The 24,759-nt window shown below is 54.3% G+C and carries 24 protein-coding genes and 1 other RNA gene; 10 read left to right on the top strand and 15 right to left on the bottom strand.

The features are described 5' to 3' along the window. Positions 1–56: 56 nt before the first annotated feature. Positions 57–189: non-coding RNA, RtT sRNA (locus QLG08_RS16805), on the top strand. 119 nt (positions 190–308) lie between these two features. Beyond that, positions 309–659: a FlxA-like family protein gene (locus QLG08_RS16800; protein WP_013026633.1), complete on the top strand. Its 351-nt coding sequence runs from the start codon at positions 309–311 to the stop codon at positions 657–659. Here QLG08_RS16800 and QLG08_RS16795 read toward each other — a convergent pair. Continuing rightward, on the bottom strand, positions 656–1,576 hold the full coding sequence (locus tag QLG08_RS16795; protein ID WP_013026634.1) for a LysR family transcriptional regulator: 921 nt from the start codon (positions 1,574–1,576) through the stop codon (positions 656–658). The two genes, QLG08_RS16800 and QLG08_RS16795, sit on opposite strands and share 4 nt — an antisense overlap. 95 nt (positions 1,577–1,671) lie before the next feature. Between QLG08_RS16795 and QLG08_RS16790 the strand changes: the two genes are divergently transcribed. Further along, positions 1,672–2,679, top strand: coding sequence for a bile acid:sodium symporter family protein (locus tag QLG08_RS16790; RefSeq protein ID WP_013026635.1), 1,008 nt, complete (start codon positions 1,672–1,674; stop codon positions 2,677–2,679). A 55-nt stretch (positions 2,680–2,734) separates the two neighbouring features. Here the strand turns inward: QLG08_RS16790 and QLG08_RS16785 are convergent, their stop codons facing one another. The 3 genes from QLG08_RS16785 to zipA form a co-directional block, all read right to left on the bottom strand. Continuing rightward, complete coding sequence (locus QLG08_RS16785) at positions 2,735–2,953, bottom strand: DUF3820 family protein (RefSeq protein ID WP_013026636.1); 219 nt, start codon at positions 2,951–2,953, stop codon at positions 2,735–2,737. A 1-nt stretch (position 2,954) separates the two neighbouring features. Continuing rightward, positions 2,955–4,973, bottom strand: coding sequence for an NAD-dependent DNA ligase LigA (gene ligA, locus QLG08_RS16780; RefSeq protein ID WP_014594249.1), 2,019 nt, complete (start codon positions 4,971–4,973; stop codon positions 2,955–2,957). A gap of 67 nt (positions 4,974–5,040) precedes the next feature. Continuing rightward, complete coding sequence (gene zipA / locus QLG08_RS16775; RefSeq protein ID WP_014594250.1) at positions 5,041–6,039, bottom strand: cell division protein ZipA; 999 nt, start codon at positions 6,037–6,039, stop codon at positions 5,041–5,043. Positions 6,040–6,257: 218 nt separating this feature from the next. Between zipA and cysZ the strand changes: the two genes are divergently transcribed. From cysZ to crr, 5 genes are all read left to right on the top strand, one after another. Next, positions 6,258–7,019: a sulfate transporter CysZ gene (cysZ, locus tag QLG08_RS16770; RefSeq protein ID WP_013026639.1), complete on the top strand. Its 762-nt coding sequence runs from the start codon at positions 6,258–6,260 to the stop codon at positions 7,017–7,019. Positions 7,020–7,164: 145 nt separating this feature from the next. Next, entirely contained in the window at positions 7,165–8,133 is a 969-nt protein-coding gene (gene cysK, locus QLG08_RS16765) for a cysteine synthase A (RefSeq protein WP_013026640.1), read from the top strand. Between the two features lie 388 nt (positions 8,134–8,521). Continuing rightward, positions 8,522–8,779 carry a phosphocarrier protein Hpr gene (gene ptsH, locus QLG08_RS16760; RefSeq protein WP_003848868.1) on the top strand — a complete coding sequence of 86 codons (258 nt, stop codon included), beginning with the start codon at positions 8,522–8,524 and terminating at the stop codon, positions 8,777–8,779. A gap of 160 nt (positions 8,780–8,939) precedes the next feature. Then, a complete protein-coding gene (ptsI, locus tag QLG08_RS16755; protein ID WP_013026641.1) occupies positions 8,940–10,667 on the top strand; it encodes a phosphoenolpyruvate-protein phosphotransferase PtsI in 1,728 nt (575 codons plus the stop codon). A 42-nt stretch (positions 10,668–10,709) separates the two neighbouring features. Further along, positions 10,710–11,210: a PTS glucose transporter subunit IIA gene (gene crr / locus QLG08_RS16750; RefSeq protein ID WP_013026642.1), complete on the top strand. Its 501-nt coding sequence runs from the start codon at positions 10,710–10,712 to the stop codon at positions 11,208–11,210. A 49-nt stretch (positions 11,211–11,259) separates the two neighbouring features. Here crr and QLG08_RS16745 read toward each other — a convergent pair whose 3' ends face one another. The 10 genes from QLG08_RS16745 to QLG08_RS16700 all read right to left on the bottom strand — a co-directional run bounded on the left by QLG08_RS16745 (position 11,260) and on the right by QLG08_RS16700 (position 20,041). Beyond that, positions 11,260–12,612, bottom strand: a complete 1,353-nt coding sequence (locus tag QLG08_RS16745) for an ATP-binding protein (protein ID WP_013026643.1) — start codon at positions 12,610–12,612, stop codon at positions 11,260–11,262. After that, on the bottom strand, positions 12,609–13,289 hold the full coding sequence (locus tag QLG08_RS16740) for a response regulator transcription factor (protein ID WP_013026644.1): 681 nt from the start codon (positions 13,287–13,289) through the stop codon (positions 12,609–12,611). Before QLG08_RS16740 ends, QLG08_RS16745 begins: the two co-directional genes overlap by 4 nt. Before the next feature lie 179 nt (positions 13,290–13,468). Then, positions 13,469–14,350, bottom strand: coding sequence for a cysteine synthase CysM (gene cysM, locus QLG08_RS16735; RefSeq protein WP_028725107.1), 882 nt, complete (start codon positions 14,348–14,350; stop codon positions 13,469–13,471). Positions 14,351–14,468: 118 nt separating this feature from the next. Beyond that, positions 14,469–15,557 (bottom strand): sulfate/thiosulfate ABC transporter ATP-binding protein CysA, encoded by a 1,089-nt coding sequence (cysA, locus tag QLG08_RS16730; RefSeq protein WP_013026646.1) that lies wholly within the window; start codon positions 15,555–15,557, stop codon positions 14,469–14,471. Further along, positions 15,547–16,422, bottom strand: coding sequence for a sulfate/thiosulfate ABC transporter permease CysW (cysW, locus tag QLG08_RS16725; RefSeq protein WP_013026647.1), 876 nt, complete (start codon positions 16,420–16,422; stop codon positions 15,547–15,549). Before cysW ends, cysA begins: the two co-directional genes overlap by 11 nt. Next, positions 16,422–17,255 (bottom strand): sulfate/thiosulfate ABC transporter permease CysT, encoded by an 834-nt coding sequence (cysT, locus tag QLG08_RS16720; protein WP_014594252.1) that lies wholly within the window; start codon positions 17,253–17,255, stop codon positions 16,422–16,424. Before cysT ends, cysW begins: the two co-directional genes overlap by 1 nt. 2 nt (positions 17,256–17,257) lie before the next feature. Then, a complete protein-coding gene (locus QLG08_RS16715) occupies positions 17,258–18,271 on the bottom strand; it encodes a sulfate ABC transporter substrate-binding protein (protein WP_210449668.1) in 1,014 nt (337 codons plus the stop codon). Between the two features lie 207 nt (positions 18,272–18,478). Next, positions 18,479–19,099 (bottom strand): RpoE-regulated lipoprotein, encoded by a 621-nt coding sequence (locus QLG08_RS16710; RefSeq protein ID WP_029570411.1) that lies wholly within the window; start codon positions 19,097–19,099, stop codon positions 18,479–18,481. Positions 19,100–19,164: 65 nt separating this feature from the next. After that, the gene (locus QLG08_RS16705; RefSeq protein ID WP_109706557.1) at positions 19,165–19,626 is read right to left on the bottom strand and encodes a DUF2919 family protein; all 462 of its coding nucleotides are present in this window, start codon (positions 19,624–19,626) and stop codon (positions 19,165–19,167) included. Then, positions 19,616–20,041: a GNAT family acetyltransferase gene (locus tag QLG08_RS16700; protein WP_006117810.1), complete on the bottom strand. Its 426-nt coding sequence runs from the start codon at positions 20,039–20,041 to the stop codon at positions 19,616–19,618. Before QLG08_RS16700 ends, QLG08_RS16705 begins: the two co-directional genes overlap by 11 nt. Positions 20,042–20,250: 209 nt before the next feature. Between QLG08_RS16700 and amiA the strand changes: the two genes are divergently transcribed. Together amiA and hemF are read left to right on the top strand one after the other, a co-directional pair. After that, the gene (gene amiA / locus QLG08_RS16695) at positions 20,251–21,096 is read left to right on the top strand and encodes an N-acetylmuramoyl-L-alanine amidase AmiA (RefSeq protein WP_029568366.1); all 846 of its coding nucleotides are present in this window, start codon (positions 20,251–20,253) and stop codon (positions 21,094–21,096) included. A gap of 48 nt (positions 21,097–21,144) precedes the next feature. After that, positions 21,145–22,059, top strand: coding sequence for an oxygen-dependent coproporphyrinogen oxidase (hemF, locus tag QLG08_RS16690; protein ID WP_013026653.1), 915 nt, complete (start codon positions 21,145–21,147; stop codon positions 22,057–22,059). Between the two features lie 98 nt (positions 22,060–22,157). On the opposite strand, the gene maeB is transcribed toward hemF, so the two are convergent. After that, positions 22,158–24,437 (bottom strand): NADP-dependent oxaloacetate-decarboxylating malate dehydrogenase, encoded by a 2,280-nt coding sequence (maeB, locus tag QLG08_RS16685; protein WP_013026654.1) that lies wholly within the window; start codon positions 24,435–24,437, stop codon positions 22,158–22,160. Positions 24,438–24,759 lie beyond the last annotated feature (322 nt).

The following is a 24,759-nucleotide window of genomic DNA, read 5'->3' as shown; positions in this document are numbered from 1 at the left end:
CGAGGCAATCCTGCACGACCCACCAATGTTGAAAGGCGCCCTAAAGGCGCCTTTTTGCTATGCGTAAAACGTGCGGGGATGAGAACCTGCCGCAGGTTCGACTGAATCGCAAAGCGATTCAGGCTGATGCGCCAGCATCACCCGCAGGGCGAGGCCCACCAGGCCGAGGCAATCCTGCACGAGCCACCAAATTTATCCGTCCTGACGCCAGACTGTAAGAATCTTTCCGTAAAATTAACATTTTGGGGCATTAAGCTTTTGCGGCAAGCGTCCGATAACCTAAAACGTCTATTTGCAAGGAGATCATAATGACAACGATATTAACCAGCACGCCGAGTATCGGAAGCAGCAGTTCATCAGACACAACCAACTCAAGTGATACCGCATCACAAATCGCCAGCCTGAATAAGCAGATTTCTCGTCTCAACGACCAACTGAAAAGTTTGGGTGACGATAAGACGATGACCACAGAGCAGAAAAAGAAGCAGCAAGATACGATTAAGGCACAAATCCAGGTTTTAGAAGCGCAAATCCAGCAGTTACAACGCAAAGAGCAACAGAAAGCTGAAGCAAAGCAGGCGCAAAAAGAAGGTAATACTGCATCTGCAGATGGCGTTAACCGCCCGACGCAGACCAATCAACTCGATGTCTATATCTAAAACGCCGGTCTTGACTCGCGTTGTTGCGTCAGCAATCTTGCCTGCTGACGCACCTCCTGCCAGATCGCTTCGGCCGCTGGCGTTAATGAGCGATTTTTACGCTTAATTAAAGTCAGGGTGCGATTGATCTCCGGATAAAGACGGCGCACCGTCAGCGCCCGTCCTGCCGGAAGCGGTAACGCTAGCGCCGGTAAAATGCTAATCCCAATGCCGGCATCGACCATAGGAAACAGCGTCGCGGGATGGCCGATCTCCTGAACGACATTAACGTTGATATTTTGCTGGCGTAAAGCCGCATCAATTAATACCCGGCTACCTGACGCGTAATCCTGCAGCACCATCGTTCGCCCATCTAACAGAGACCAGTTTGCCTGAGCAACGTCGGCAAGCGGATCGTCCTCACGACATAACAGCAAAAAAGGTTCATCCAGAATAGCGCAGCCGTCAAAATCGGTGTCGTTAAGCGGTCCGATCACGATGCCAAAATCCACTTCAGCATTGCGGACGCTTTCTAACACCCACTGCTGTACGCGGTCGTGCAAAATGATTTTTATGTCCGGATAGCTATGCTGGCTGGCAGCAAGGCACTGCGGCATCAGGTGCGCAGAGATGGTCTGACTGGCCGCGATTCGCACCGTGCCACTGCGCTGTTCACCGTAGCTGCGAATATCAAGCAGCGTTGTGTTTATCTCTTCGAGCAGCCTTTCCATGCGGGAGGCCAGCTGTTGGCCGGCCTCGGTCAGCACGACTTCGCGCGTCGTCCTGTCCAGCAGGCGAACGCCAATTTCATTTTCCAGCTCTTTTATGCTGTGGCTTACGGCCGACTGGCTCAGACCAATAGCCTGCCCTGCCTGACTAAAACCGCCGTAATGCGCTACAGCAACAAAGGTGCGTAGCTGACGCAAAGAGTAATTCATCGATTTCTCACATAGATTAATCTAATAAATCAATTTTATTTCTAAACCCACATCGCGCACAATCACCTCAGCCTAAATTTAACCGGATTTTAACGATGGGATTTTTACGTATAGACCCAATGATGATAAAGCTTATCATCACCGTATTATTGGCCTCTTTTATTCCTGCCAGAGGTCATTTTGTTGACTTTTTTCAGTACCTGACCACCGCCGCGATTGCGCTGCTTTTCTTTATGCATGGCGCCAAATTGTCGCGGGAAAAAATCATTGCCGGTAGCAGCCACTGGCGGCTCCATCTCTGGATTATGTGCAGTACCTTTGTGCTGTTCCCGGCTATCGGTATGTTAATTGTCTGGTGGCATCCGGTGAAAGTTGGTGCCGAGATTTATACCGGCTTCCTCTATCTGTGTATTTTACCGGCCACGGTACAGTCAGCTATCGCCTTTACCTCAATGGCGGGCGGAAACGTTGCTGCCGCGGTCTGTAGCGCCTCGGCATCTTCCCTGCTGGGCGTATTTATCTCCCCCCTGCTGGTGAATCTGGTTATGGACGTTAACAACAGCGGACCGGGTGATGGCCTTGAGCAGGTGGGTAAAATCATGCTGCAGCTGTTGGTGCCTTTTGTTTTAGGCCATCTGTCACGTCGCTGGATCAGCGGCTGGGTGGAAAGAAACCGGAGTCTGATTGGTATTACGGATCAAACCTCTATTCTGTTGGTGGTCTATTCCGCCTTCAGTGAAGCGGTGGTAAACGGCATCTGGAAACGGGTTGGCGTTGATACGCTGCTGTGGATTCTGGCGGGATGTCTACTGCTGCTGACTATCGTTCTGTTGATTAACTACTTTGCCTCTCGCCTGTTTGGCTTCAGCCGTCAGGATGAGATCGTTGTCCTGTTCTGTGGTTCCAAAAAGAGTCTGGCAAACGGTGTGCCGATGGCGAACATTCTGTTCCCCGCCAGCGCCGTGGGCATTATCGTCTTGCCACTGATGATCTTTCATCAGGTGCAGCTGATGGTGTGTTCGTTTATTGCCGGGCGTTATAAGAAAACCAATGCGTTGCAGGCTAAAAAAGATAAAGCCGCCGTGGTGGAATCGCAGAAATAACCGAAACGCGTAGGAAATCGCTGCCTCGTTTGCTCAATATAACGAGGCAGCGTAATTACTCACCGCGCTTCAGGGGCTTCACCAGGCCTTCCAGCCCTTCAATTTTAATCGTCAACGTCAGTTGCATCAGCTCACCTAAACGTCCTGAAGGAAAGTCGCCACTGCGGGCGAACCACAGCAGGTAAGGTTCAGGCAAATCAATCAGCACCCGGCCTTTGTATTTGCCAAACGGCATGACCGTGTTAGCTATTTCAACCAGATACTGTTTGTCCATGTCAGGCTCCCAGCAGACGAATCATTTCAGCTTCATCAATCACTTCGATGCCCAGTTCCTGCGCCTTCGCCAGTTTTGAACCGGCCGCTTCGCCCGCGATAAGCAGATCGGTTTTCTTCGATACGCTTCCACTGACTTTCGCGCCGAGTTCGGTAAGGCGCGCTTTCGCGTCGTCACGGTTCATCTGTGACAGCGAGCCGGTGAGCACCACGGTTTTGCCTGCAAACGGACTGTCAATCTCTTCCGCTTTAACCACCATCACCTGGGGCCAGTTGATACCAATGTCTTCAACCAACTGGCGAATCACGTCGCGATTGCTCTCTTCTTCCATAAAGTGACGTACGTGCTTCGCCACCACGGTGCCCACATCCTGCACTGCGATCAGCGCGTCCAGATCGGCATCCATTACCTTTTGTAGCTCGCCAAAGTGGTTAGCCAGGTTAGCCGCGGTCGCTTCGCCAACCTCGCGAATACCGAGCGCATACAGGAAACGCGCCAGCGTAGTGGATTTGGCTTTTTCCAGGGCGTCGACCACATTCTGCGCCGATTTCGCCCCCATCCGATCCAGGCCGGTTAAGGTTTCACGGGTTAATCGAAACAGGTCTGCCGGCGTCTTGACGTACTCTTTTTCTACCAGTTGATCGATAATCTTATCGCCCATCCCCTCGACGTCCATGGCGCGGCGCGAGACAAAATGTTTCAGCGCTTCTTTACGTTGAGCACCACAGATCAACCCGCCGGTACAGCGTGTGACAGCTTCGCCTTCGACGCGTTCAACATCGGATCCGCATACCGGACAGTGGGAAGGGAACAGGATTTCACGCGCGTCTTCAGGGCGTTCGCTGACAACGACATTCACCACCTGAGGAATCACGTCACCGGCACGGCGAATCACAACTTTATCGCCAATACGCAAACCAAGACGTTCTATCTCATCGGCGTTATGCAAGGTCGCATTGCTGACCATTACGCCAGCGACCTGCACCGGCTCCAGGCGCGCCACAGGCGTAATCGCGCCAGTGCGGCCCACCTGGAATTCAACGTCGCGCACGACGGTCATCTGCTCCTGAGCGGCAAACTTAAAGGCTACCGCCCAACGCGGCGCACGGGCGACAAAGCCCAGCTTCTCCTGCAGATCCTGAGAATCGACTTTGATCACGACGCCGTCGATGTCAAACCCCAGTTCTGCACGCTGCGCGTCAACCTCGTGGTAAAAGGCCAGCGCTTCATCCACGTTATGAACCAGACGAATACGATCGCTGACCGGCAAGCCCCACGCTTTAAACTGTTGCAGACGCGCCATATGGCTGCGCGGCATCTCGCCGCCTTCCAGCAGGCCAATGCCATAACAGAAAAACGTGAGTGGTCGTTTTGCCGTAATACGGGGATCGAGCTGGCGCAGTGAACCTGCCGCGGCGTTGCGCGGATTGGCAAAGACTTTGCCTTCGGTGCGGCGCGCTTCCGCATTCAGCTTTTCAAAGCCGTTTTGCGTCATAAACACCTCGCCCCGCACTTCGACGCGGGCAGGAATGTTCTCGCCTTTGAGCCGCAGTGGGATGGCGCGGATTGTCCGCACGTTGCTTGTAATATTCTCGCCGGTTGTGCCGTCACCGCGGGTTGCCGCACGGGTTAACAGTCCGTCTTCATACAACAGACTCACGGCCAGGCCATCCAGTTTGAGTTCACAGCAGTAGACCAGATCGTCACTGCTTTTTAGCCGATCCTGCACGCGCTTGTTAAATGCTCTGAAGCTGGCTTCGTCAAAGGCATTATCCAGTGACAGCATGGGCACTTCATGGCGGACCTGCTCAAACACCATTAAGGGAGCCGCCCCGACGCGCTGCGTAGGTGAGTCAGGCGTAATCAGGTCAGGATGCTGTTCTTCAAGCTCGCGCAGCTCGCGCATCAGGCGGTCATATTCCGCATCCGGTACTTCCGGTGCGTCCATGACGTGATAAAGGTATTCATGATGGCGCAGCGTCGTGCGCAGTTCGGTGATGTGTTCCTGGACGGATTTCATATAACCCCATCAGATAAAAAACCCCCGACAGGCGGGGGTTTATCATAACAAATTGAAAAAGTGTGGATTAGTCCCGGGATTCAACCACATCGCGGATACGCGCTTTGTAGGTTTCCAGTTTTTGTGGCGTCATCATACGGCGCTCGTCATCGAGAACCACACCGCCCACATCGTCCGCAATACGCTGTGCGGACTGTAGCATCAGCTTAAAGTTTTGATTCGCATCGCCATACGACGGCACCATCATAAAAATAGACACGCCGGGCGTGGTGAAATCAGTCATTTCATCCGGATTGAACGAGCCAGGTTTCACCATATTGGCCAGGCTAAACAGCACAGGGCCGCTGCCCGCCGGGCTGAGGTGACGATGGAAAATATTCATTTCACCAAACTGAAAACCGGCCTGCAAAATCCCCTGTAACAGGGCTTCACCATTTAGCTGACCACCGGAATGGGCGGCGACATGCAGAACCAGCACCGCTTCTTTCGGCTTGCTGCTGGTTGCAGGGCGCGCTTCAGGTTGCTTAGGCGGCGGCGGGCTGACGACCTCAGGCGCGGGTTCAGGCTCAGCCTGATAAACGGGATTGGGCTGAACGCTATCCAGCGGGTCAGAATCCAGCAGAGGATCTGCCTGTACCGGTGGCGCAACAAAGGTTGGCTGAGGCGCGGGCTGTTGGCGTGCAGGCGCTGGCCGCGGCTGTGCGGATTCAGGCTTAGGTGCTGGCGCAAACAGGGGATCGCTTTCCGGCGCTGATGTGGCAGGCTGACGTGCACGCTGTGGCGTTACAGGCGCGTGCTGCTCGTCTGGCTGCGTATCGCGAATATCATCGAAGTGAGGTTCCTGATGGTCGCGGGCATGGCGCACACGCACTTCACCCACGCCGTCATCAACGTCGTCGGTAAGCGTCTCATCATCATGTTCATCACGTTGTTTCAAACGTTTGTGCGGGCGATCGCGGAACACTGAAGAGCGCTCTTTACGGCTGGTCCACAGTCCGTGAATAAGAAGCGCTATAATGGCGATCGCGCCAACAACGATTAATATCAGACGCAAATCCTGCATCATTGTATTCTCTGTTGTTCCAATACCTTGCCACCGCGGCAAACTTTATTCTCTAACTGTATTTGCCCTGCCAGATAAGTGCAAGTCTGTGCAGTATTTTCTCACAAATAAGATAGACCACCCACGCTTTTTCGCTGTTTTTTTACCCAAACGGCACCTGGAGAGGTGAAAAAGCCAGGTTATAGTAGACGCGCCTTACCATCTTCAGGAGAACGGGCTTTATGGTTGTCAACAATTCGGTTTCCGCTTTTAACGGTTTGCATTACTTCAGCGAGGGCTGGAAGCTGGTCAGATTGCCCGGTATTCGACGCTTTGTGATTATCCCTTTACTGGTCAACATCCTTCTGCTGGGCGGGGCTTTCGTGTGGCTTTTTTACCAGCTTGATAGCTGGATCCCGCAGTTAATGTCCCACGTTCCCGACTGGCTACAGTGGCTGAGCTATTTGCTGTGGCCGCTGTCGGTGATTTCCGTGGTACTGGTGTTCAGTTACTTCTTTTCCACCCTTGCCAACCTGATTGCCGCCCCCTTTTGTGGGCTACTGGCCGAACAACTGGAAGCGCGCCTGACCGGGAAACCATTACCTGACAGCGGCTGGGTAGGCCTGCTCAAAGATGTTCCCCGCATTATGAAACGCGAATTGCAGAAGCTGGGCTACTACCTGCCACGCGCGCTGGGCTTACTGCTGCTCTACTTTATTCCGGGCTTTGGGCAGACTGTCGCGCCCGTTTTATGGTTTATGTTCAGCGCGTGGATGTTATCGATTCAGTACTGTGACTATCCTTTCGATAACCACAAGGTGGGTTTTCAGCAGATGCGCCAGGCGCTGCGTCAGCACAAGACGGCAAACATGCAGTTTGGTGCACTGGTCAGCCTGTTTACGATGATTCCGGTCGTTAATCTGGCCATTATGCCGGTAGCTGTTTGTGGCGCAACGGCAATGTGGGTCGATCGTTATCGTGCGAAGCTTGCTCGTGGCACCTGAGCTAAAACATCAACTATCCTTATGCAATTTTTGGCAGGTCTTATTGCCATGAGACATATAGATATATGATTTCTTTCCTTCCGCCAGAAAGAAGAACAGGTATGCTCTGAGGGTTCCCAATAATTCATACAGTTAAGGACAGGCTATGAGCAAGATTTATGAAGACAACTCTTTAACAATTGGTCATACGCCGCTGGTTCGACTGAACCGCATCGGTAACGGCCGCATCCTGGCGAAGGTGGAGTCCCGTAACCCGAGCTTCAGTGTGAAATGCCGTATCGGTGCCAATATGATTTGGGACGCGGAAAAACGCGGTATTCTTAAGCCTGGCATTGAACTGGTTGAGCCGACGAGCGGCAACACCGGCATCGCGCTGGCCTACGTGGCGGCGGCACGCGGCTATAAACTGACACTCACCATGCCGGATACCATGTCTGTTGAGCGGCGCAAGCTGCTGAAAGCGTTAGGCGCAAATCTGGTGCTGACCGAAGGCGCAAAAGGCATGAAAGGTGCCATCTCAAGAGCTGAAGAGATTGTTGCCAGCGATCCAGACAAATTCCTGCTGCTGCAGCAGTTCAGCAACCCGGCTAACCCGGAAATTCATGAAAAGACCACCGGCCCGGAAATCTGGGAAGATACGGATGGCGAAGTGGACGTGTTCATCGCCGGTGTGGGTACCGGCGGTACCCTGACCGGGGTAAGTCGTTACATAAAAAACACCAAAGGCAAAAAAGAATTGATCACGGTCGCGGTTGAGCCAACCGACTCACCGGTCATTGCCCAGGCAATGGCGGGCGAAGAATTGAAACCCGGCCCCCACAAGATTCAGGGGATCGGTGCTGGCTTTATTCCAGGCAACCTGGAGCTGTCGCTGATTGACCTGGCAGTGGCTATCACCAACGAAGAAGCTATCTCCACTGCACGTCGTCTGATGGAAGAAGAAGGCATCCTGGCCGGTATTTCATCTGGCGCCGCCGTTGCCGCCGCGCTGAAGCTGCAGGAAGATGAAGCTTACGCCAATAAAAATATCGTCGTGATTCTCCCCTCTTCCGGCGAACGCTATCTCAGTACCGCCCTGTTTGCCGATCTCTTTACCGAAAAAGAGCTGCAATAGCCCGAAACGGGTGCGGATGAATGCCTAAAAAGCACCCGGATGGGTGCTTTTTTGTGGCGCAGATCTCACTTTCACCATGTCGCAGATTGATTTCACTCACGTGGCTCTGGTATTTAGACTGCCAATTATTTCGAAGCCTGAAATTAATCCTCCTTTGAAGTGGATCAAGCTGAGTCAAGATTCAGATTTAGTGAAAGGGCAAATCACGGCATAATTAACCGGTGACGTGCTCAAATCGCTTTTTGACACTCAGCGGGAATGAAAGACTCATTCAAGCGCATTGTTAGACAGTAAGATGTATACCCGCGCACCTTCACAGGCTAAAGTTAGGGCTCCAGGCTAGACTTTAGATCCATAACACTAATCCTGAAAAAGTTGGGGAAATAGAATGTTCCAGCAAGAAGTTACCATTACCGCACCAAACGGACTGCATACTCGCCCTGCTGCGCAATTTGTCAAAGAAGCTAAAGCCTTCCAGTCAGAAATCACTGTCACCTCCAATGGTAAATCTGCCAGCGCTAAAAGCCTGTTTAAGCTGCAGACGCTGGGTCTGACCCAGGGCACCGTTGTGACCCTTTCTGCGGAAGGTGAAGATGAGCAAAAAGCCGTAGAGCATTTAGTTAAGCTGATGGCGGAACTGGAGTAATCTCCTTTCTGCACCGCTTTAAAACGACTCTTCTGCGCCATTGCGTGCAACATCTTGATCGCGGACAAACTGTCCGCGTTATTGCTTTCGTAGAGTACGTGTCCCACGACTATGGCAATGCAACGAGTCCAGTCAGCCATCGTGATTAAAAGGTAGGGTTATGATTTCAGGCATTTTAGCATCACCAGGTATCGCTTTCGGCAAAGCTCTGCTGCTGAAAGAAGACGAGATCGTCATCAACCGTAAAAAGATTTCAGATGATCAGGTTGAGCAGGAGATCCAGCGCTTTCTTCAGGGCCGCGGCAAAGCGGCTGAACAGCTGGAAGCCATTCGCATCAAAGCCAGCGAATCCCTGGGTGAAGAAAAAGCAGCGATCTTCGAAGGCCACATCATGTTGCTGGAAGATGAAGAGCTGGAGCAGGAAATCACCGACCTGATCAAAAAAGATCACGCAACTGCCGATGCCGCGGTGAACTCCGTGATTGACGCTCAGGCTAAAGCGCTGGAAGAGCTGGATGATGAATACCTGAAAGAGCGTGCGGCGGACGTGCGCGACATCGGTAAACGCCTGCTGCAAAATATTTTAGGTCTGCACATTGTCGATCTGAGCGCAATCCAGGACGAATCTATTCTGGTGGCGAAAGATTTAACGCCGTCAGAGACCGCACAGCTAAACCTGAAAAAGGTGCTGGGCTTTATTACCGACCTGGGCGGTCGGACGTCGCACACGTCCATCATGGCGCGTTCGTTAGAAATCCCTGCGATCGTCGGCACCGGTAACGTGACCACCTCCATTAAGAACGGTGACTTCATCATTCTGGATGGCGTGAACAATGCGATTCACGTCAATCCGTCTGACGCCGTTCAGGAAGAGCTGAAAGCGGTTCAGAACCAGTACCTGTCCGAAAAACATGAACTGGCTAAGCTGAAAGATCTGCCCGCGGTAACTCTGGATGGTCATCAGGTTGAAGTCTGCGCCAACATCGGCACCGTGCGTGATATCGCCGGCGCAGAGCGTAACGGCGCTGAAGGTGTCGGTTTGTATCGCACCGAGTTCCTGTTTATGGATCGCGATTCGCTGCCGACCGAAGAAGAGCAGTTCCAGGCGTACAAAGCCGTTGCTGAAGCGATGGGCTCGCAGGCCGTTATCGTGCGTACCATGGACATTGGCGGTGATAAAGACCTGCCTTACATGAATCTGCCAAAAGAAGAGAACCCCTTCCTCGGCTGGCGTGCTATTCGTATCGCGATGGATCGTAAAGAGATCCTGCATGCTCAGCTGCGCGCCATTCTGCGTGCCTCCTCGTTCGGCAAGCTGCGTATCATGTTCCCGATGATTATTTCGGTCGAAGAAGTCCGCAGTCTGAAAGCCGAGCTGGACATGCTTAAAGCGCAGTTACGCGAAGAAGGCAAAGCGTTTGATGAGTCAATCGAAGTCGGCATTATGGTCGAAACGCCTGCCTCAGCCGTGATTGCCCGCCACCTGGCTAAAGAAGTCGACTTCTTTAGCATTGGGACAAACGATTTGACGCAGTATACTCTCGCAGTAGATCGTGGTAATGATTTGATTTCGCACCTGTATAACCCAATGACACCGTCAGTGCTGAACCTCATCAAGCAAGTTATTGATGCGTCTCATGCTGAAGGTAAATGGACTGGCATGTGTGGTGAGCTGGCAGGTGACGAACGTGCTACACTACTGTTACTGGGAATGGGGCTGGACGAATTCAGCATGAGTGCCATTTCTATCCCTGGCATCAAGAAAATTATTCGTAATACACATTTCGAAGATGCGAAGGCGTTGGCAGAGCAGGCACTGGCTCAACCTACGGCGGAAGACTTAATGAACCTGGTTAACAAGTTCATTAAAGAAAAAACGCTCTGCTGATCCACGAGATGCTGGCCCCAAATTACTGCTTAGGAGAAGATCATGGGTTTGTTTTCTAAACTTTTTGGCGAAAAAACAGATAGCGCTGGGACAATTGATATCGTAGCGCCTCTGTCAGGCGAAATCGTGAACATTGAAGACGTACCAGATGTGGTGTTTGCAGAAAAAATCGTGGGTGACGGTATTGCGATCAAACCAAGCGGCAACAAAATGGTTGCTCCGGTTGACGGGACTATCGGCAAGATTTTCGAAACCAACCACGCCTTTTCAATCGAATCAGATAACGGCATTGAGCTTTTTGTTCACTTCGGTATTGATACCGTTGAACTGAAAGGCGAAGGCTTCAAACGTATCGCTGAAGAAGGTCAGAAGGTTAAAAAAGGCGACGTGGTTATTGAGTTCGATCTGGCGCTGCTGGAAGAGAAAGCGAAATCAACCTTGACGCCTGTTGTCATCTCCAACATGGATGAAATCAAAGATCTGACGAAGCTTTCTGGTCAGGTCATTGTGGGTGAAACCCCTGTGATTCGCATCAGGAAGTAAACGAAAAACGGCACCTGAGGGTGCCGTTTTTTTATGTTCGTTTTCCGCGTTAATCCGGCTGCCAGCGCGGCAAACGCAGCGTGAGCTCCAGCCCGCCTTCCGGTCGGTTAACGGCGTGCACTTCCCCATGATGCGCCAACACCACTTTACGTACGATAGCCAACCCCAGCCCGTAACCTTTGCCCATCAGCGGAGAATTCACGCGTACAAACGGGTCAAAGATACTGGAAAGTTTGGTTTCTTCCACACCCGGCCCCTGGTCACGTACGTGAATAGCCAGCCACTGCGATTCCACCTTCAGGCTCACATGAATACGTTGTCCCGGCAGCGAGAAGCGCAGGGCATTACGTAATACGTTTTCAATGCCACGGCGGCACAGTTCCGCATTACCACGCACCGTATGATCGGCGCGCTCATCAACGTCATACACGACATCCACACCGGGGATCTGCGCTTCATAACGTAAGTCTGTCACCACCGCCTCCAGCAATCCCGCAAGGTCAAAATAGTGTTCTCCCGGCATGCTTTCGTGTTCTGCACGCGCCAGAGTCAACAGCTCGCCGATCATCTTATCAAGTCGTTGCGCTTCTTCGTCAATGCGATCCAGTGAGGTACTGACATTCTCTGGCCTTTGACGTGCCAGCCCGGTGGCCAACTGCAGGCGAGCAAGCGGTGAGCGCAGTTCGTGAGAGATATCATGAAGCAGCGCCTCACGCGCCTTCACAAGCGTATCCAGCCGTTCTACCATGGCATCGAATGCCTGAGCCACGCTCGACAGCTCATCGTGGCGTTTACGCAGTGCCGGATAAAGCCGGACGCGTAAATCCCCATTAGCCACGCGCGAAAACCCTTCGCGTAGCTGTCGCATTGGCCGGGTCAGGTTCCAGGCCAATAGCAAACTGAACAGCAGCCCTACCGAGCCAGCAAAAATAAACATGGGTTCAGGTATGTTCAGAAAGTTGTGTGGTCGCCCTTCCCGACTCAGCTCACGCATTCCTCTGAGGTCGTACATCAGTTCATAATCGTTGCCGTCTGCACCCTTTACCTGACGCACCAACCGATTGGGGAAAAACGATTTATCAGTGGTATCGGAAACCGGCGGCGGCGCGCTGACGGCGGGCTGAAGGTCATCAACAGGACTTATGCTGAGGAACTGGCGTTCCTCAGGCGTCCACTCTGCTGTCATCACCTTGAGTGCGGCTGGCCCTTCACGTTCCAGCACGGACGTGGCTGATGCCATTAACACATCCGCCAGACGCTGTGTTACCTGGAGTTCAGGCGGATGGTGGCGGGTTCCGGAAAGTGAAAACCCCAGCCAGATAAGCTGGCTGATGATGAAAAATACCAGCCAAAAGCCCAGCAGGATTTTCCAGAACATGCGTCCGCGATAGCTGTGACTCATCGAATGCGATAGCCAATGCTGCGAACGGTTTCAATCGTAATGCTCTCCGCCGTGAGCGCACTGAGCTTCTGACGAATATTACTGATGTGAACATCCACGCTGCGATCGTAAGCTTCGCGCGGTCGGCCCAGACCTTTTTCTGACAGTTCGTCTTTCGTCACTACCCGGTCGGGTGAACGCAGCAGCAAATCGAGCAGGTTAAATTCTGAGGCGGTCAGGTCAAACGTTTTGCCCTTCCACTCCGTAATCCGCCTGGCAGAATTAAGGGTGAGCTCGCCCCACTGCAGTATCTCTTTTTTGTCCTGCTGCGGTGCAAGCTCCTCAACCCGGCGCAGGACCGCGCGCAAACGCGCAACCAGTTCACGGGGATAACAGGGTTTGGGCATATAGTCATCCGCGCCCATTTCCAGCCCGATGACCCGATCAATATTATCGCCTTTGGCGGTCAGCATAATTACCGGCAGGCGGCTTTGCTGACGTACCTGGCGCAGCACGTCGGTGCCACTCATATCGGGCAACATAATGTCCAGTATCATGGCGCTAAACTCCCCCGACAGCGCTCCCTGAACCCCGGCACTGCCGGTTAACACCAGCTGAGCGTCAAAACCTTCTGTTATCAGGTATTGGCTTAACATGGTGCCTAACTCTACGTCGTCATCTACCAGCAAGATTTTCATTGTTATCTCTCATGCGTAACTGGCGCTATTTTGAACCGAGCCAGCGTAATGCGCAGCCGGTTTTACGCGATCCTTACAGATGCGACTAAGCATAGTGCCAACTCCGGTAAATAAAAAAGGCTTATGCGCCCTGGTGGGCAACACACGCCTTTTTTAACGCATCGGTATTGAGGAGGACGCTACTGATAAATTCCGGTTGAGAGATAGCGATCGCCCCGGTCGCAGACGATAGCCACCACCACACTCCCCGGATTCGCCCGGGCGATGCGCAGTGCGCCAGCAACCGAACCGCCGGAACTGACGCCGCAGAAGATGCCTTCACGTCGCGCTAACGCGCGCATGGTTTCTTCGGCTTCCTGCTGTCCCATATCAATGATGTCATCCACCAACTCAGGGCGATAAATGCCCGGCATGTAAGCCTGGGGCCAGCGGCGGATGCCGGGAATGCTGCTGCCTTCGGTAGGCTGCAGGCCAATCACTTTAACGCCGGTCTGGTGATCCTTTAAAAACCGGCCTACGCCAGTAATGGTTCCCGTGGTACCCATGCTGGAAACAAAGTGGGTCATTCGCTGTTTCGACTGCTGCCACAGCTCAGGCCCGGTGGTTTGGTAATGGCCGAGCGGGTTATCCGGGTTATTGAACTGGTCCAGTACCCTTCCTTCGCCCCGTGCCGCCATCTCCTGAGCCCGATCGCGTGCGCCTTCCATCCCCTGCTCGCGGCTAATCAGCACCAGTTCTGCGCCGTAGGCGCGCATCGCATCCTGCCGCTCCTGACTCATGTTGTCGGGCATCAGCAGCCGCAGCCGATAACCCTTCATCGCGGCAATCATCGCCAGCGCAATGCCGGTATTGCCACTGGTGGCTTCGATCAACTGGTCGCCCGGCGTAATGTCGCCGCGCAACTCGGCCTGGTGGATCATCGACCAGGCGGCCCGATCTTTCACTGAACCGGCAGGGTTATTGCCTTCCAGCTTAAGCCAGACTTCACTGCCGTTGTCAGGCGCCAGGCGCTGTAATCTGATGAGCGGCGTATTGCCGATGGTGTCTTCCAGAGTGGTCACGATGCATTTCCTGGCAAAACCCTCTCCGCCCTGATCCAGGCCACAGCCCGGGTTATCGCGGTATTCAGGTCATTAAAAAGGCGGGACACTGTCCCGCCCTGCGTGAAAAAAGAAAATATCAGGCGCTGTGTGCAAAGGCAACCGCCCGTAACGGTGTCGCGCCCTGGTACAGTCTGGCCTGCTGCAGCCCCACGAACAGGCGCTCGCCGCGCAACGGCGCGGTCTGTTCACCGTCAAAGACCAGCGAGAAGGGCTCGCTCTGCCATCCCGTTGGCTGCACCACCAGCTGCCAGAAGTGACCACGAGGACTCACTTCTAAGACCTGAACGGGCAGCGGCGTTTCCAGGCTACTTCTGCGCGAAACGTCGATTTCCCACGGGCGCAGGAACAGATCGACCGCGCCCTGATGTGCAGAGGTATAGCCTAACGGCCAGTGGTGCGCCCCGACATGGAACTGAGAACCATGCACTTCACCGTCGAAGCGGTTAACCTCACCCAGGAATTCCAGCACGAAGCGCGTGGCGGGATCGCGCCAGACTTCATCCGGCGTCCCCACCTGTTCGATGCTGCCCTGGCTCATCACCACCACGCGATCGGCCACTTCCATCGCCTCTTCCTGATCGTGGGTGACGAACACGCTGGTGAACTTCAATTCTTCGTGCAGCTGACGTAACCAACGGCGCAGCTCTTTACGCACCTGAGCGTCCAGCGCACCAAAGGGCTCATCCAGCAACAGGATTTGCGGTTCCACGGCCAGGGCTCTTGCCAGCGCGACGCGCTGCTTCTGCCCTCCCGAAAGCTGGGCCGGGAAACGGTTCGCCAGATGGGAAAGCTGCACCATCTCCAGCAGGCGCGTGACGCGTTTTTTAATTTCCGCACTGGACGGACGCTCACGGCGCGGCAGCACGGTCAGGCCAAAGGCAATATTGTCGAAGACCGTCATATGACGGAACAGCGCATAGTGCTGGAAGACAAATCCGACCTGGCGATCGCGGGCGTGCAGGCGGCTGACATCGTGGTCGTGAAAACGAATCTGACCGCTGTTCTGATGTTCCAGTCCAGCAATGATGCGCAGCAGCGTGGTTTTACCGGAACCGGACGGCCCCAGTAAGGCCACCATCTGGCCAGACGGAATATCCAGTGAGATATCGTTCAGCACCGCTGTGCGACCAAAGGATTTGTTGATCTGGTTAATCTCAATGCTCATGATTGTCCTCCAGTTGCAGGCGTTTGTGCTGTTGCTCTAAACGCCATTGCACAATGCTTTTCAGAAACAGCGTCACGATTGCCATCACGGTCAGTAAGGCTGCGGCAGTAAAGGCGCCCACCGTGTTGTAATCCTGATGCAGTAATTCAACCTGAAGCGGTAAGGTGTAGGTTTCACCGCGAATAGAACCCGAAACCACGGAAACCGCGCCAAACTCACCAATCGCGCGGGCGTTGGTCAGCACGACGCCATACAGCATGGCCCAGCGAATATTCGGCAGCGTCACGCGACGGAACATCTGCCAGCCCGAGGCACCTAACAGCACCGCGGCTTCATCTTCATGACTGCCCTGGCTCAGCATCACCGGCACCAGTTCGCGCACCACAAACGGACAGGTAACGAAGACGGTGACCAGCACCATGCCAGGCCAGGAGAACATCACCTGAATATTATGGGCATCCAGCCAGCCACCCGCCGGGCCGTTAATGCCCCAGAACAGGAGATACATCAGACCGGCGACCACAGGCGATACCGCAAAGGGAATATCGAACAGCGTCAAAAGCAGCTGACGTCCCGGAAAGGTAAAGCGTGTCACCAGCCAGGCCAGCAGCGTGCCGAACACTAAATTCACCGGCACGGTAATCAATGCGACCAGCACCGTAAGCCATATGGCATGGAGCATGTCGCTGTCGGTCAGATTGCTTAAGGTGACGCCCAGTCCTTTATGCAGGGCCTCCCAGAAGATGGACACCATCGGCACGACCAGCAGCAGCAAGGATATCAGCGCACCGATACCAATAAGCAGCCACTTGGCCCAGTTAACAGGCTGGCGGTCGGCATGATTGAGTTGCGAAATCTCTGCCATTAATGGCCTCCCAGACGACGACCAAAGCGGCTTTGTAAGGTGTTGATAGCGAAAAGTAACAGCAGCGATGCCGCCAGAATGACCGAGGCAATGGCGCTGGCTGCCGGATAGTCAAACTCCTGCAGGCGCACGAAGATCATCAGCGAGGTCACTTCGGTTTTCCAGGCAATGTTGCCGGCAATAAAGATTACCGCACCAAACTCGCCCAGGCTGCGGGTAAACGACAGCGCGGTGCCCGCGAGTAAGGCCGGTGCCACTTCAGGCAGAACGACCCGGCGGAAGCTCTGCCAGGGCGTGGCGCCCAGCGTTTGAGCCGCTTCCTCATACTCAGGCCCCAGCTCTTCCAACACCGGCTGCACGGTGCGCACCACAAACGGAATACTGGTGAAGGCCATCGCGAGCGCGATACCGATCCAGGTATAGGAGATCTTGATATCAAAATGCGCGAACCACTGTCCGTACCAGCCGTTCACGGAAAACAGACCGGCCAGCGTCAGGCCAGCAACCGCGGTCGGCAGCGCAAACGGCAGATCCATCAGACCATCGAGCAGCGTGCGGCCCGGAAAACGGTAACGCGTTAAGATCCACGCCATTAACATGCCGAATACGGCATTAAACAGTGAGGCCACACCGGCCGACAGCAGCGTGACCTTATAGGCTGCGATGAGCTGCGGATTGGTGACCACGTCCCAGTATTGCTGCAACGTCATCTGCGACAGCTGCATAATCAGTGCGCTGATTGGCAGCAGCAGCACCAGACAGGTAAAGAGCAGGCTGGTGCCCAGGCTGAGACCGAAACCGGGCAGGACGCGTTTTTGGCTGGCTGCAAACATGATCACCGCCCCGCCGCTAATAACTGGTCTAGCTCGCCACCGCTGGCGAAATGGGTTTTCATCACGTTATCCCAGCCGCCAAAAATGTCTTCAACACGAAACAGGTTTGTGGCAGGAAAACGGGCTTTTTGCTGCGCCATTAACTGCGGATTGTTCACGCGGTAATAGAAATCCGTAATAATTTTCTGCGCCGCAGGAGAATACAGCCAGGTCAGATAGGCTTTCGCTGCATCGGCTGTTTTATTCTGCTCAACGTTTTTATCCACCCAGGCAACGGGAAACTCCGCGAGAATATCGGTTTTAGGCACCACGACTTCGTAGTCGTCTTTGTCGTACTGGTTGCGGATGTTATTCACTTCAGACTCAAAACTGATCAACACATCACCCAGACCGCGTTCAGCAAAGGTGGTCGTAGCACCTCGGCCACCGGTATCGAAGACTTCAACATTTTTCAGAAATTTTGTCATAAAAGCGCGGGTTTTAGCCTGATCGCCCCCGTCAGCGTTGCTGGCGGCGCCCCAGGCAGCAAGATAGGTATAGCGTCCGTTGCCGGAGGTTTTGGGATTAGGAAAAATCAGCTTCACATCGTCACGGGTTAAATCGGACCAGTCGTGAATCTGCTTTGGGTTTCCCTTGCGCACCAGAAACGCCATGGTGGAGTAAAACGGCGAACTGTTATTCGGCAGGCGGGTTTGCCAGTCGGCAGGGATCAGTTTGCCTTTATCGTGCAGCACCTGCACATCGGTGACCTGGTTATAGGTCACCACATCGGCACGCAGGCCTTGCAGGATCGCCAGCGCCTGTTTGGATGACCCGGCATGGGACATCTTAATGGTCAGCTTGTCGTCAGGATGGCTGGCATCCCACTGGCTGACAAAAGGCGCATTCAGGGCGACAAATAATTCACGTGCGACATCGTAAGAGCTGTTCAACAGCTCGGTCGCGTTTGCGGCACCGGCCAGACTCAGCGACAGTGCGAGTCCGCTCACGATTTTTTTCATCGCTGGTAAGGTCATGGTTCACCCTGAGGAAATTTGATGCAGATCTCATCTGCAGATACAGCAGTTTATTTATAACTCAGCGTAAACCCGTAACGGTTTTATATATCGTTTGCTGATTTCAAAGTCGAAAAAGGCATAAGGCGGCGGGAAAAGACAGACGAAAAACAGAATTGGACGCGCAGGGCCGGTTATGCCCTGCGGTTGAGCAGTGTGAAAAAAGACTTAGCGCTGCCAGACAATTTTGCTGAGCGTCCAGCTCTTGAGTGTGTCATCCGACGGCATCAACCCTTCTGGCCCGTGCCAGGTTCCGCTGTAGACATAGCGAAGATGCTGACTGTTGGGCGCGCGGCACTCCACGTCACGGTTGTCCAGTCCGCTCGCCAGCACGCAGTTGTTGAAGGCTTTGTCGAATTTGGCGCTGAACGCGTCACCGATTTTGCTGCCATCGGCGCTGGCGATACGGCTGTCCAGCACCTCAACGCGATCGACCTGCGTCTGACCATAAATCACCAGCATCACTTTGCCGTCATCCATAGCCTGCCAGAACGACACCACCTGGCCGTTATGGCCGCGCATGCCCTGACGCAGATCGTACTTGCCTTTCAACCCCTCTTTTATGGCGGCTTCGGTCATGGTCGTTGAGCCATTGATGCCGCCCACGCCCTGCTCTGTGGCCGTAAGCGAGGAACCAAACCAGTTCCACGGCAGCGCGGCAGACCAGTGATAGCTCAGTGGATTCCACCAGCTTACCTGCTGGCTGCTGTTAGCATCAGTACCGGAGGAACTGGCACACCCACTGACCAGCATGGCCACAGTCAGTAACGTGTAACGAACAGCTTTCATGAAAACTCCTGTTAATAAAAGAACATTAAGGCAGAACTGATTGGAGTCGCAAAGCGGCAAAAAGTTTATTCAGCATGCGGTTGGGGTAAAAAGCAGGCGCGAAGCCGAACGCTGCTGAATAACCAGAGCAGCGCGAGCAGATCGAATAGCGTCAGTAACAGGGGAAGCGGTGAACTGAGGAAGTCCGCCAGATACAGCTGTACGCCTTGCCAAATCAGGTTAATTGCTACGGAAAGCATCAACACCTGACGCCAGCTGCGCCACACTCGGGGCAAACGCGAACGATAGCCGGTCAGCAGCAGGCCCGCCAGCGCCGGTAAGCCAAGCGCCAGCCCTACCCAGAAGGCCTGGCGATCGGGATAAAAGAGCGCCAGAAGATCGTTTCCCTGCTGGCGTGAGGCGCCAGCCATGATCAGCAACAGCCAGGTACGCGACTGCAGCAGCAGAATCAGCCAAAAAAGAAACGGCAGACGCAGCTGACCTTTATCGTCGTACTCTTCAGGCGGCCAGACGGAATTAATATTCACGATCTTCGATTAAACGTTTACCCAGCAACACCACATCGACCGTTTCATAGTCGAGTTTTTCATAGAAGGCGACGACCTGATCGTTTTCTTCACGTACCATCAAATGGATTTTTGGGCAGCCGCGCGCAATGAGTTTTTTTTCAAGCCGGTTCATCAAGGCATTGGCAAAACCACGCCCCTGATAATCAGGATGCACGGCCAGATAGTAGGCCGCCCCGCGATGCCCGTCGTAGCCGCCCATGACCGTTCCGACAACTTCACCGCCCACTTCAGCCACCAGAAAAAGATCGGCGTCGTGATGCATTTTACGTTCGATATCCAGTTCCGGATCGTTCCACGGGCGTAACAAATCACAGCGTTCCCAGAGCGTGATTACTTCTTCAAAGTCTTCCTGGCGGAAGGTGCGGATTTCCATCTTCTTTTCCTGCTATTTACCACAATTTGCTGATTATCACGCTTTCTTCGTCGGGCGCAACCCTCCCCACTGGCGGCAACGTTAAAAAAAAGGGATTTGGCTGTTAGTGGGCTGAAATACAAAGTAATAACCTGAAATGCTTGAAAGATCGCCCTGGCGCTAACGTTACGCTATAACACTTTGCATGATTGTTGCTTATGGACCTGCACATGCATTTGCTTAAACGTTTGATTCACCGCCGCCAGCTTCTGCTGTCAGGACTGGCGCTGGCTGTTTTGTCCCCGCGCGCCGTACAGGCGAAAGAACAGCAGGCTTCGCTCTCTTCCCGTCACTCCTCACCCAAGCCACCCGCCAGTAACGGTAAACGCATTGTGATGATCGATCCGGGGCACGGCGGGATTGATTCGGGTGCGGTGGGCGAAGAAGGCGCGGAAGAGAAACATATCGTCCTGGAAATTGCCAATAACGTGCGCCGTGAGCTGCAGTCCCATCCCCGCATTGAAGTGCGGCTGACGCGCGACAGCGATCACTTTATTCCGCTTTATCAGCGCGTGGAAATTGCCCATCAGCATGGCGCGAATCTGTTTATGTCCATCCATGCCGATGGCTACACCAGCCCCGATGCCAACGGCGCCTCAGTCTTCGCCCTGTCCAACCGCGGTGCCAGCAGTAGCATGGCGCGCTATCTGTCGAACAGAGAGAACGATGCCGACAAGGTCGGTGGCGCAAAGGTGGAAGCGCAGGATCACTATCTGCAGCAGATCCTCTTTGACCTGGTGCAAACGGATACCATTAAGAACAGCCTGACGCTGGGTAAACATGTGCTGGATCAGATCCGGCCGGTGCACCACCTTCACAGTCAGCACACCGAACAGGCCGCTTTTGCCGTATTAAAATCCCCGTCGATTCCCTCGGTACTGGTGGAAACCTCGTTTATCACCAACCCACGGGAAGAGCAGCTATTGGGCACCAGCGCGTTTCGTCAAAAAATCGCGTCGGCTATCGCCACGGGAATAATCAACTACTTTGATGAGTACGATCGCCGAATGTCATAATGAATCAGCTATAATCACGTCCAATTTTTACCAAGAGAAGCTCATCACATGCCAGATATCTCCCGTGTAAAAACGTTCCTGTTGGATTTGCAGGATGAGATTTGTCGCAAGCTGACCGCCGAAGACGGCGGTGCCCATTTTATTGAAGACAGCTGGCAGCGCCCCGGCGGCGGCGGCGGACGAAGCCGCGTGCTGCGTGATGGCGCCGTCTTTGAACAGGCCGGCGTCAACTTTTCGCACGTTCATGGCGATCAGATGCCCGCGTCCGCTACCGCGCATCGGCCTGAACTGGCCGGGTGCAGTTTTGAAGCCATGGGCGTGTCGCTGGTGATTCATCCGCACAATCCCTATGTGCCGACCAGCCATGCCAACGTCCGTTTCTTTATTGCCGAAAAACCGGGTGCCGAGCCTATCTGGTGGTTTGGTGGCGGCTTCGATATGACACCGTTTTACGGTTTCGAAGAGGATGCGCTGCACTGGCATCAGACGGCTTTTGATCTATGCCAGCCTTTTGGCGAGGACGTGTACCCGCGCTTTAAAAAGTGGTGCGACGACTATTTCTACCTAAAACACCGTGACGAGCAGCGCGGGATTGGTGGGCTATTCTTCGATGATGTTCATCTGCCTGGCTTTGAAAAAAGCTTCGCGCTGATTCAGGCGGTGGGCCGGGGATTCCTGGACGCCTATCAGCCCATCGTGGCGCGCCGCAAGTCGTTGCCGTTTGGCGAGCGTGAACGTCAGTTTCAGCTCTATCGTCGTGGTCGCTACGTGGAATTTAATCTGGTGTGGGATCGCGGCACGCTGTTTGGCCTGCAAACCGGAGGCAGAACGGAATCGATTCTGATGTCTCTGCCGCCTCTGGTACGCTGGGAATATGATTATCATCCTGAGCCGGATTCGCCAGAGGCCGCGCTCTACCGCGATTTTCTGCCGGTGAAGAACTGGCTTAACCTGCCCGAGTGACGTTCGTCTTCCTGCCCCGCGTAACGGGCAGGAAGACAAAGTTAACAGCGCTTTCATGCGCGAAGGTGAAAATTGGGGCTGCATCCGGCCCCGTTGTGTTACAGCGGCTGGGTTTGTGCTTCTACCACCGCCAGCGCCACCATATTAACGATGCGCCGCACGGAGGCGATGCGGGTGAGTACGTGCACCGGTTTGGTCATCCCCATCAGCACCGGCCCCACCGTCACGCCGTCAGCGTGCGAGACGCGCAGCAGGTTGTAGCTGATTCGTGCCGCCTCCACGTTGGGCATAATCAACAGGTTGGCGCTGCCTTTCAGCGGGCTGTCGGGCATGATCTCCCGACGAATGCTCTCTACCAGTGCCGCATCGCCGTGCATCTCGCCGTCAATTTCCAGCTCAGGTGCGCGCTGCTGCACCAGCGCCAGTACGTCACGCATTTTTCGAGCGCCAGGAGAATTTGAGGTGCCAAAGCTGGAGTGCGACAGCAGGGCAACCCGCGGTTCAATACCAAATCGCCGCACAGTTTCGGCCGCCATTAACGTGATGTCCGCTAACTGCTCGGGTGTGGGATCTTCATTTACGTAGGTATCCGCAATAAAGGTGTTGCCATGCGGCAGCAGCAAGGCATTCATGGCCCCTGCCACTTTCACATCGGAACGCAGGCCCAGCACTTTCTCCACAATCTCGTAGTGCTCGTTGTAATCCCCGATGGTGCCGCAGATGAGCGCATCCGCTTCACCGCGATAAACCATGATGGCCCCAATGAGCGTCGGATTACCGATCACCGCGCGCTGTGCCTGCTCGGGCGTTACGCCGCGCCGCTTCATCATCTGGTAATACTCGTTCCAGTATGCTTTAAAACGGGGATCGGATTCGTTGTTGACGATTTCGAAATCCTTTCCGGCTTCAATCTTCAGCCCCTGCTTTTCAAGGCGCATCGCGATAACGTTCGGGCGGCCTATCAGAACAGGTTTTGCCAGCCCCAACGACACTAATTCCTGCGTCGCATGCAGCACCCGAACCTCTTCCCCCTCTGCCAGCACCACGCGCTTCGGCGCTTTGCGCGCCTGAGAGAAAATCGGTTTCATAAACAGATTGGTTTTATAGACGAATTCCGTGAGCTGTTCGCGATAGGCGTCGAAGTCGCTAATGGGCCGGGTCGCCACACCGGAATCCATCGCCGCTTTCGCCACCGCCGGGGCGATCTGCACAATTAACCGGGGATCGAAGGGTTTGGGGATCAGATATTCCGGGCCAAAACTCAGGTCCTGATCGCTATAGGCCGAAGCCACCACATCGCTCTGCTCCGCCTGCGCCAGCTCGGCTATCGCGTGCACCGCTGCCAGCTTCATCTCTTCATTGATGGCCGTTGCGCCAACATCCAGCGCTCCCCGAAAGATAAACGGAAAGCACAGGACGTTATTCACCTGATTAGGATAGTCAGAACGGCCGGTGCAGATAATGGCGTCGGGCCGCACGGCCTTAGCGAGCGGCGGCAGAATTTCTGGCTGCGGATTCGCCAGCGCCAGAATCAGTGGATCGCTGGCCATGGTTTTGACCATGTCAGGCGTCAGGACGTCCGGGCCAGAGCAGCCCAGAAAAATGTCGGCGCCTTCAATAACCTCGGCCAGCGTACGTTTTCCCTGATCCTCAACCGCATAGTCGGCCTTGGTCTCCGCCATATTGGGCTCGCGCCCACGGTAGATCAGCCCTTTTGAATCGCACACCTGAATATTGTGCTTCTGCAAACCCAACGCGACCAGCAGATTCATGCAGGCAATCGCCGAGGCGCCCGCGCCGGAGACCACCAGCCGCACGTCGGAAATCGCCTTCTTGATAATACGCAATCCGTTTAACACCGCCGCCGTGCAAATAATCGCCGTGCCGTGCTGATCGTCGTGGAACACCGGGATTTTCATGCGTTGCCGTAGCTGCTGCTCAATGTAGAAACACTCTGGCGCTTTGATATCTTCCAGGTTGATGCCGCCGAAGGTGGGTTCCAGCGCCGCGACGATCTCAATCAGCTTATCGGGATCGTGCTCATCGACCTCAATATCAAAGACGTCAATACCGGCAAACTTCTTGAATAAAACGCCCTTGCCTTCCATCACCGGCTTACCGGCCAGCGCACCAATGTTGCCCAGGCCCAGCACCGCCGTGCCGTTAGAAATGACCGCCACCAGATTACCGCGTGCGGTGTATTTATGGGCGGCCAGGGGATCGGCGGCAATTTCTAAGCAGGGTGCGGCGACGCCGGGTGAATAGGCCAGGGCCAGATCGCGCTGAGTGGCCAGCGGTTTAGTGGGCGAGACCTGAATCTTGCCGGGAGTGGGATACTGGTGAAAATCGAGCGCACTTTGCTTCAGTTGGTCATCCATTTGACATCCTTCTTCGCCAGGTAAGTGAACGCCCAGTATAGAAAGCAGACAACCGCAAAGCGGTGAGGCGCTTCAAAGAACCTCATTTCTTAAGGCACAGATTGTTACAGTCTGGTCTGCGTCATTTGTCATGGCTGCTATTCTTAATAACCGGGCAGTCGTTATCCGCTGAAATGTCATCTCGGATGATTGCGCGCTACCCTCATCGCACAACATTCAGAGAAAACGCATTTTCACTGCACCCAGTCTGTTGCAAGGTGGTGAGTCGGCGTTACTGCGACCGGTAATGTCTGCACTGATTAGGGCACGAGGCCAGAGGTGT

The organism is Pantoea sp. V106_11 (genome assembly GCF_029967885.1).
GTDB lineage: Bacteria > Pseudomonadota > Gammaproteobacteria > Enterobacterales > Enterobacteriaceae > Pantoea > Pantoea ananatis.
Note: the sequence above shows the minus strand (reverse complement) of the source record. Positions and strands in the feature narration are given on the sequence as shown.

Bases quoted from the DNA above. Each gene is read 5' to 3' on its own strand.
- maeB (WP_013026654.1), bottom strand. From the start codon at position 24,437: ATGGATGACCAACTGAAGCAAAGTGCGCTCGATTTTCACCAGTATCCC.
- cysA (WP_013026646.1), bottom strand. From the start codon at position 15,557: ATGAGCATTGAGATTAACCAGATCAACAAATCCTTTGGTCGCACAGCG.
- QLG08_RS16710 (WP_029570411.1), bottom strand. From the start codon at position 19,099: ATGAAAGCTGTTCGTTACACGTTACTGACTGTGGCCATGCTGGTCAGT.
- cysT (WP_014594252.1), bottom strand. From the start codon at position 17,255: ATGTTTGCAGCCAGCCAAAAACGCGTCCTGCCCGGTTTCGGTCTCAGC.
- QLG08_RS16785 (WP_013026636.1), bottom strand. From the start codon at position 2,953: ATGGACAAACAGTATCTGGTTGAAATAGCTAACACGGTCATGCCGTTT.
- hemF (WP_013026653.1), top strand. From the start codon at position 21,145: ATGCCAGATATCTCCCGTGTAAAAACGTTCCTGTTGGATTTGCAGGAT.
- cysW (WP_013026647.1), bottom strand. From the start codon at position 16,422: ATGGCAGAGATTTCGCAACTCAATCATGCCGACCGCCAGCCTGTTAAC.
- QLG08_RS16795 (WP_013026634.1), bottom strand. From the start codon at position 1,576: ATGAATTACTCTTTGCGTCAGCTACGCACCTTTGTTGCTGTAGCGCAT.
- QLG08_RS16715 (WP_210449668.1), bottom strand. From the start codon at position 18,271: ATGACCTTACCAGCGATGAAAAAAATCGTGAGCGGACTCGCACTGTCG.
- ptsH (WP_003848868.1), top strand. From the start codon at position 8,522: ATGTTCCAGCAAGAAGTTACCATTACCGCACCAAACGGACTGCATACT.
- QLG08_RS16700 (WP_006117810.1), bottom strand. From the start codon at position 20,041: ATGGAAATCCGCACCTTCCGCCAGGAAGACTTTGAAGAAGTAATCACG.
- crr (WP_013026642.1), top strand. From the start codon at position 10,710: ATGGGTTTGTTTTCTAAACTTTTTGGCGAAAAAACAGATAGCGCTGGG.
- QLG08_RS16740 (WP_013026644.1), bottom strand. From the start codon at position 13,289: ATGAAAATCTTGCTGGTAGATGACGACGTAGAGTTAGGCACCATGTTA.
- amiA (WP_029568366.1), top strand. From the start codon at position 20,251: ATGCATTTGCTTAAACGTTTGATTCACCGCCGCCAGCTTCTGCTGTCA.
- ptsI (WP_013026641.1), top strand. From the start codon at position 8,940: ATGATTTCAGGCATTTTAGCATCACCAGGTATCGCTTTCGGCAAAGCT.
- ligA (WP_014594249.1), bottom strand. From the start codon at position 4,973: ATGAAATCCGTCCAGGAACACATCACCGAACTGCGCACGACGCTGCGC.
- QLG08_RS16800 (WP_013026633.1), top strand. From the start codon at position 309: ATGACAACGATATTAACCAGCACGCCGAGTATCGGAAGCAGCAGTTCA.
- QLG08_RS16745 (WP_013026643.1), bottom strand. From the start codon at position 12,612: ATGAGTCACAGCTATCGCGGACGCATGTTCTGGAAAATCCTGCTGGGC.
- zipA (WP_014594250.1), bottom strand. From the start codon at position 6,039: ATGATGCAGGATTTGCGTCTGATATTAATCGTTGTTGGCGCGATCGCC.
- cysK (WP_013026640.1), top strand. From the start codon at position 7,165: ATGAGCAAGATTTATGAAGACAACTCTTTAACAATTGGTCATACGCCG.
- QLG08_RS16790 (WP_013026635.1), top strand. From the start codon at position 1,672: ATGGGATTTTTACGTATAGACCCAATGATGATAAAGCTTATCATCACC.
- cysZ (WP_013026639.1), top strand. From the start codon at position 6,258: ATGGTTGTCAACAATTCGGTTTCCGCTTTTAACGGTTTGCATTACTTC.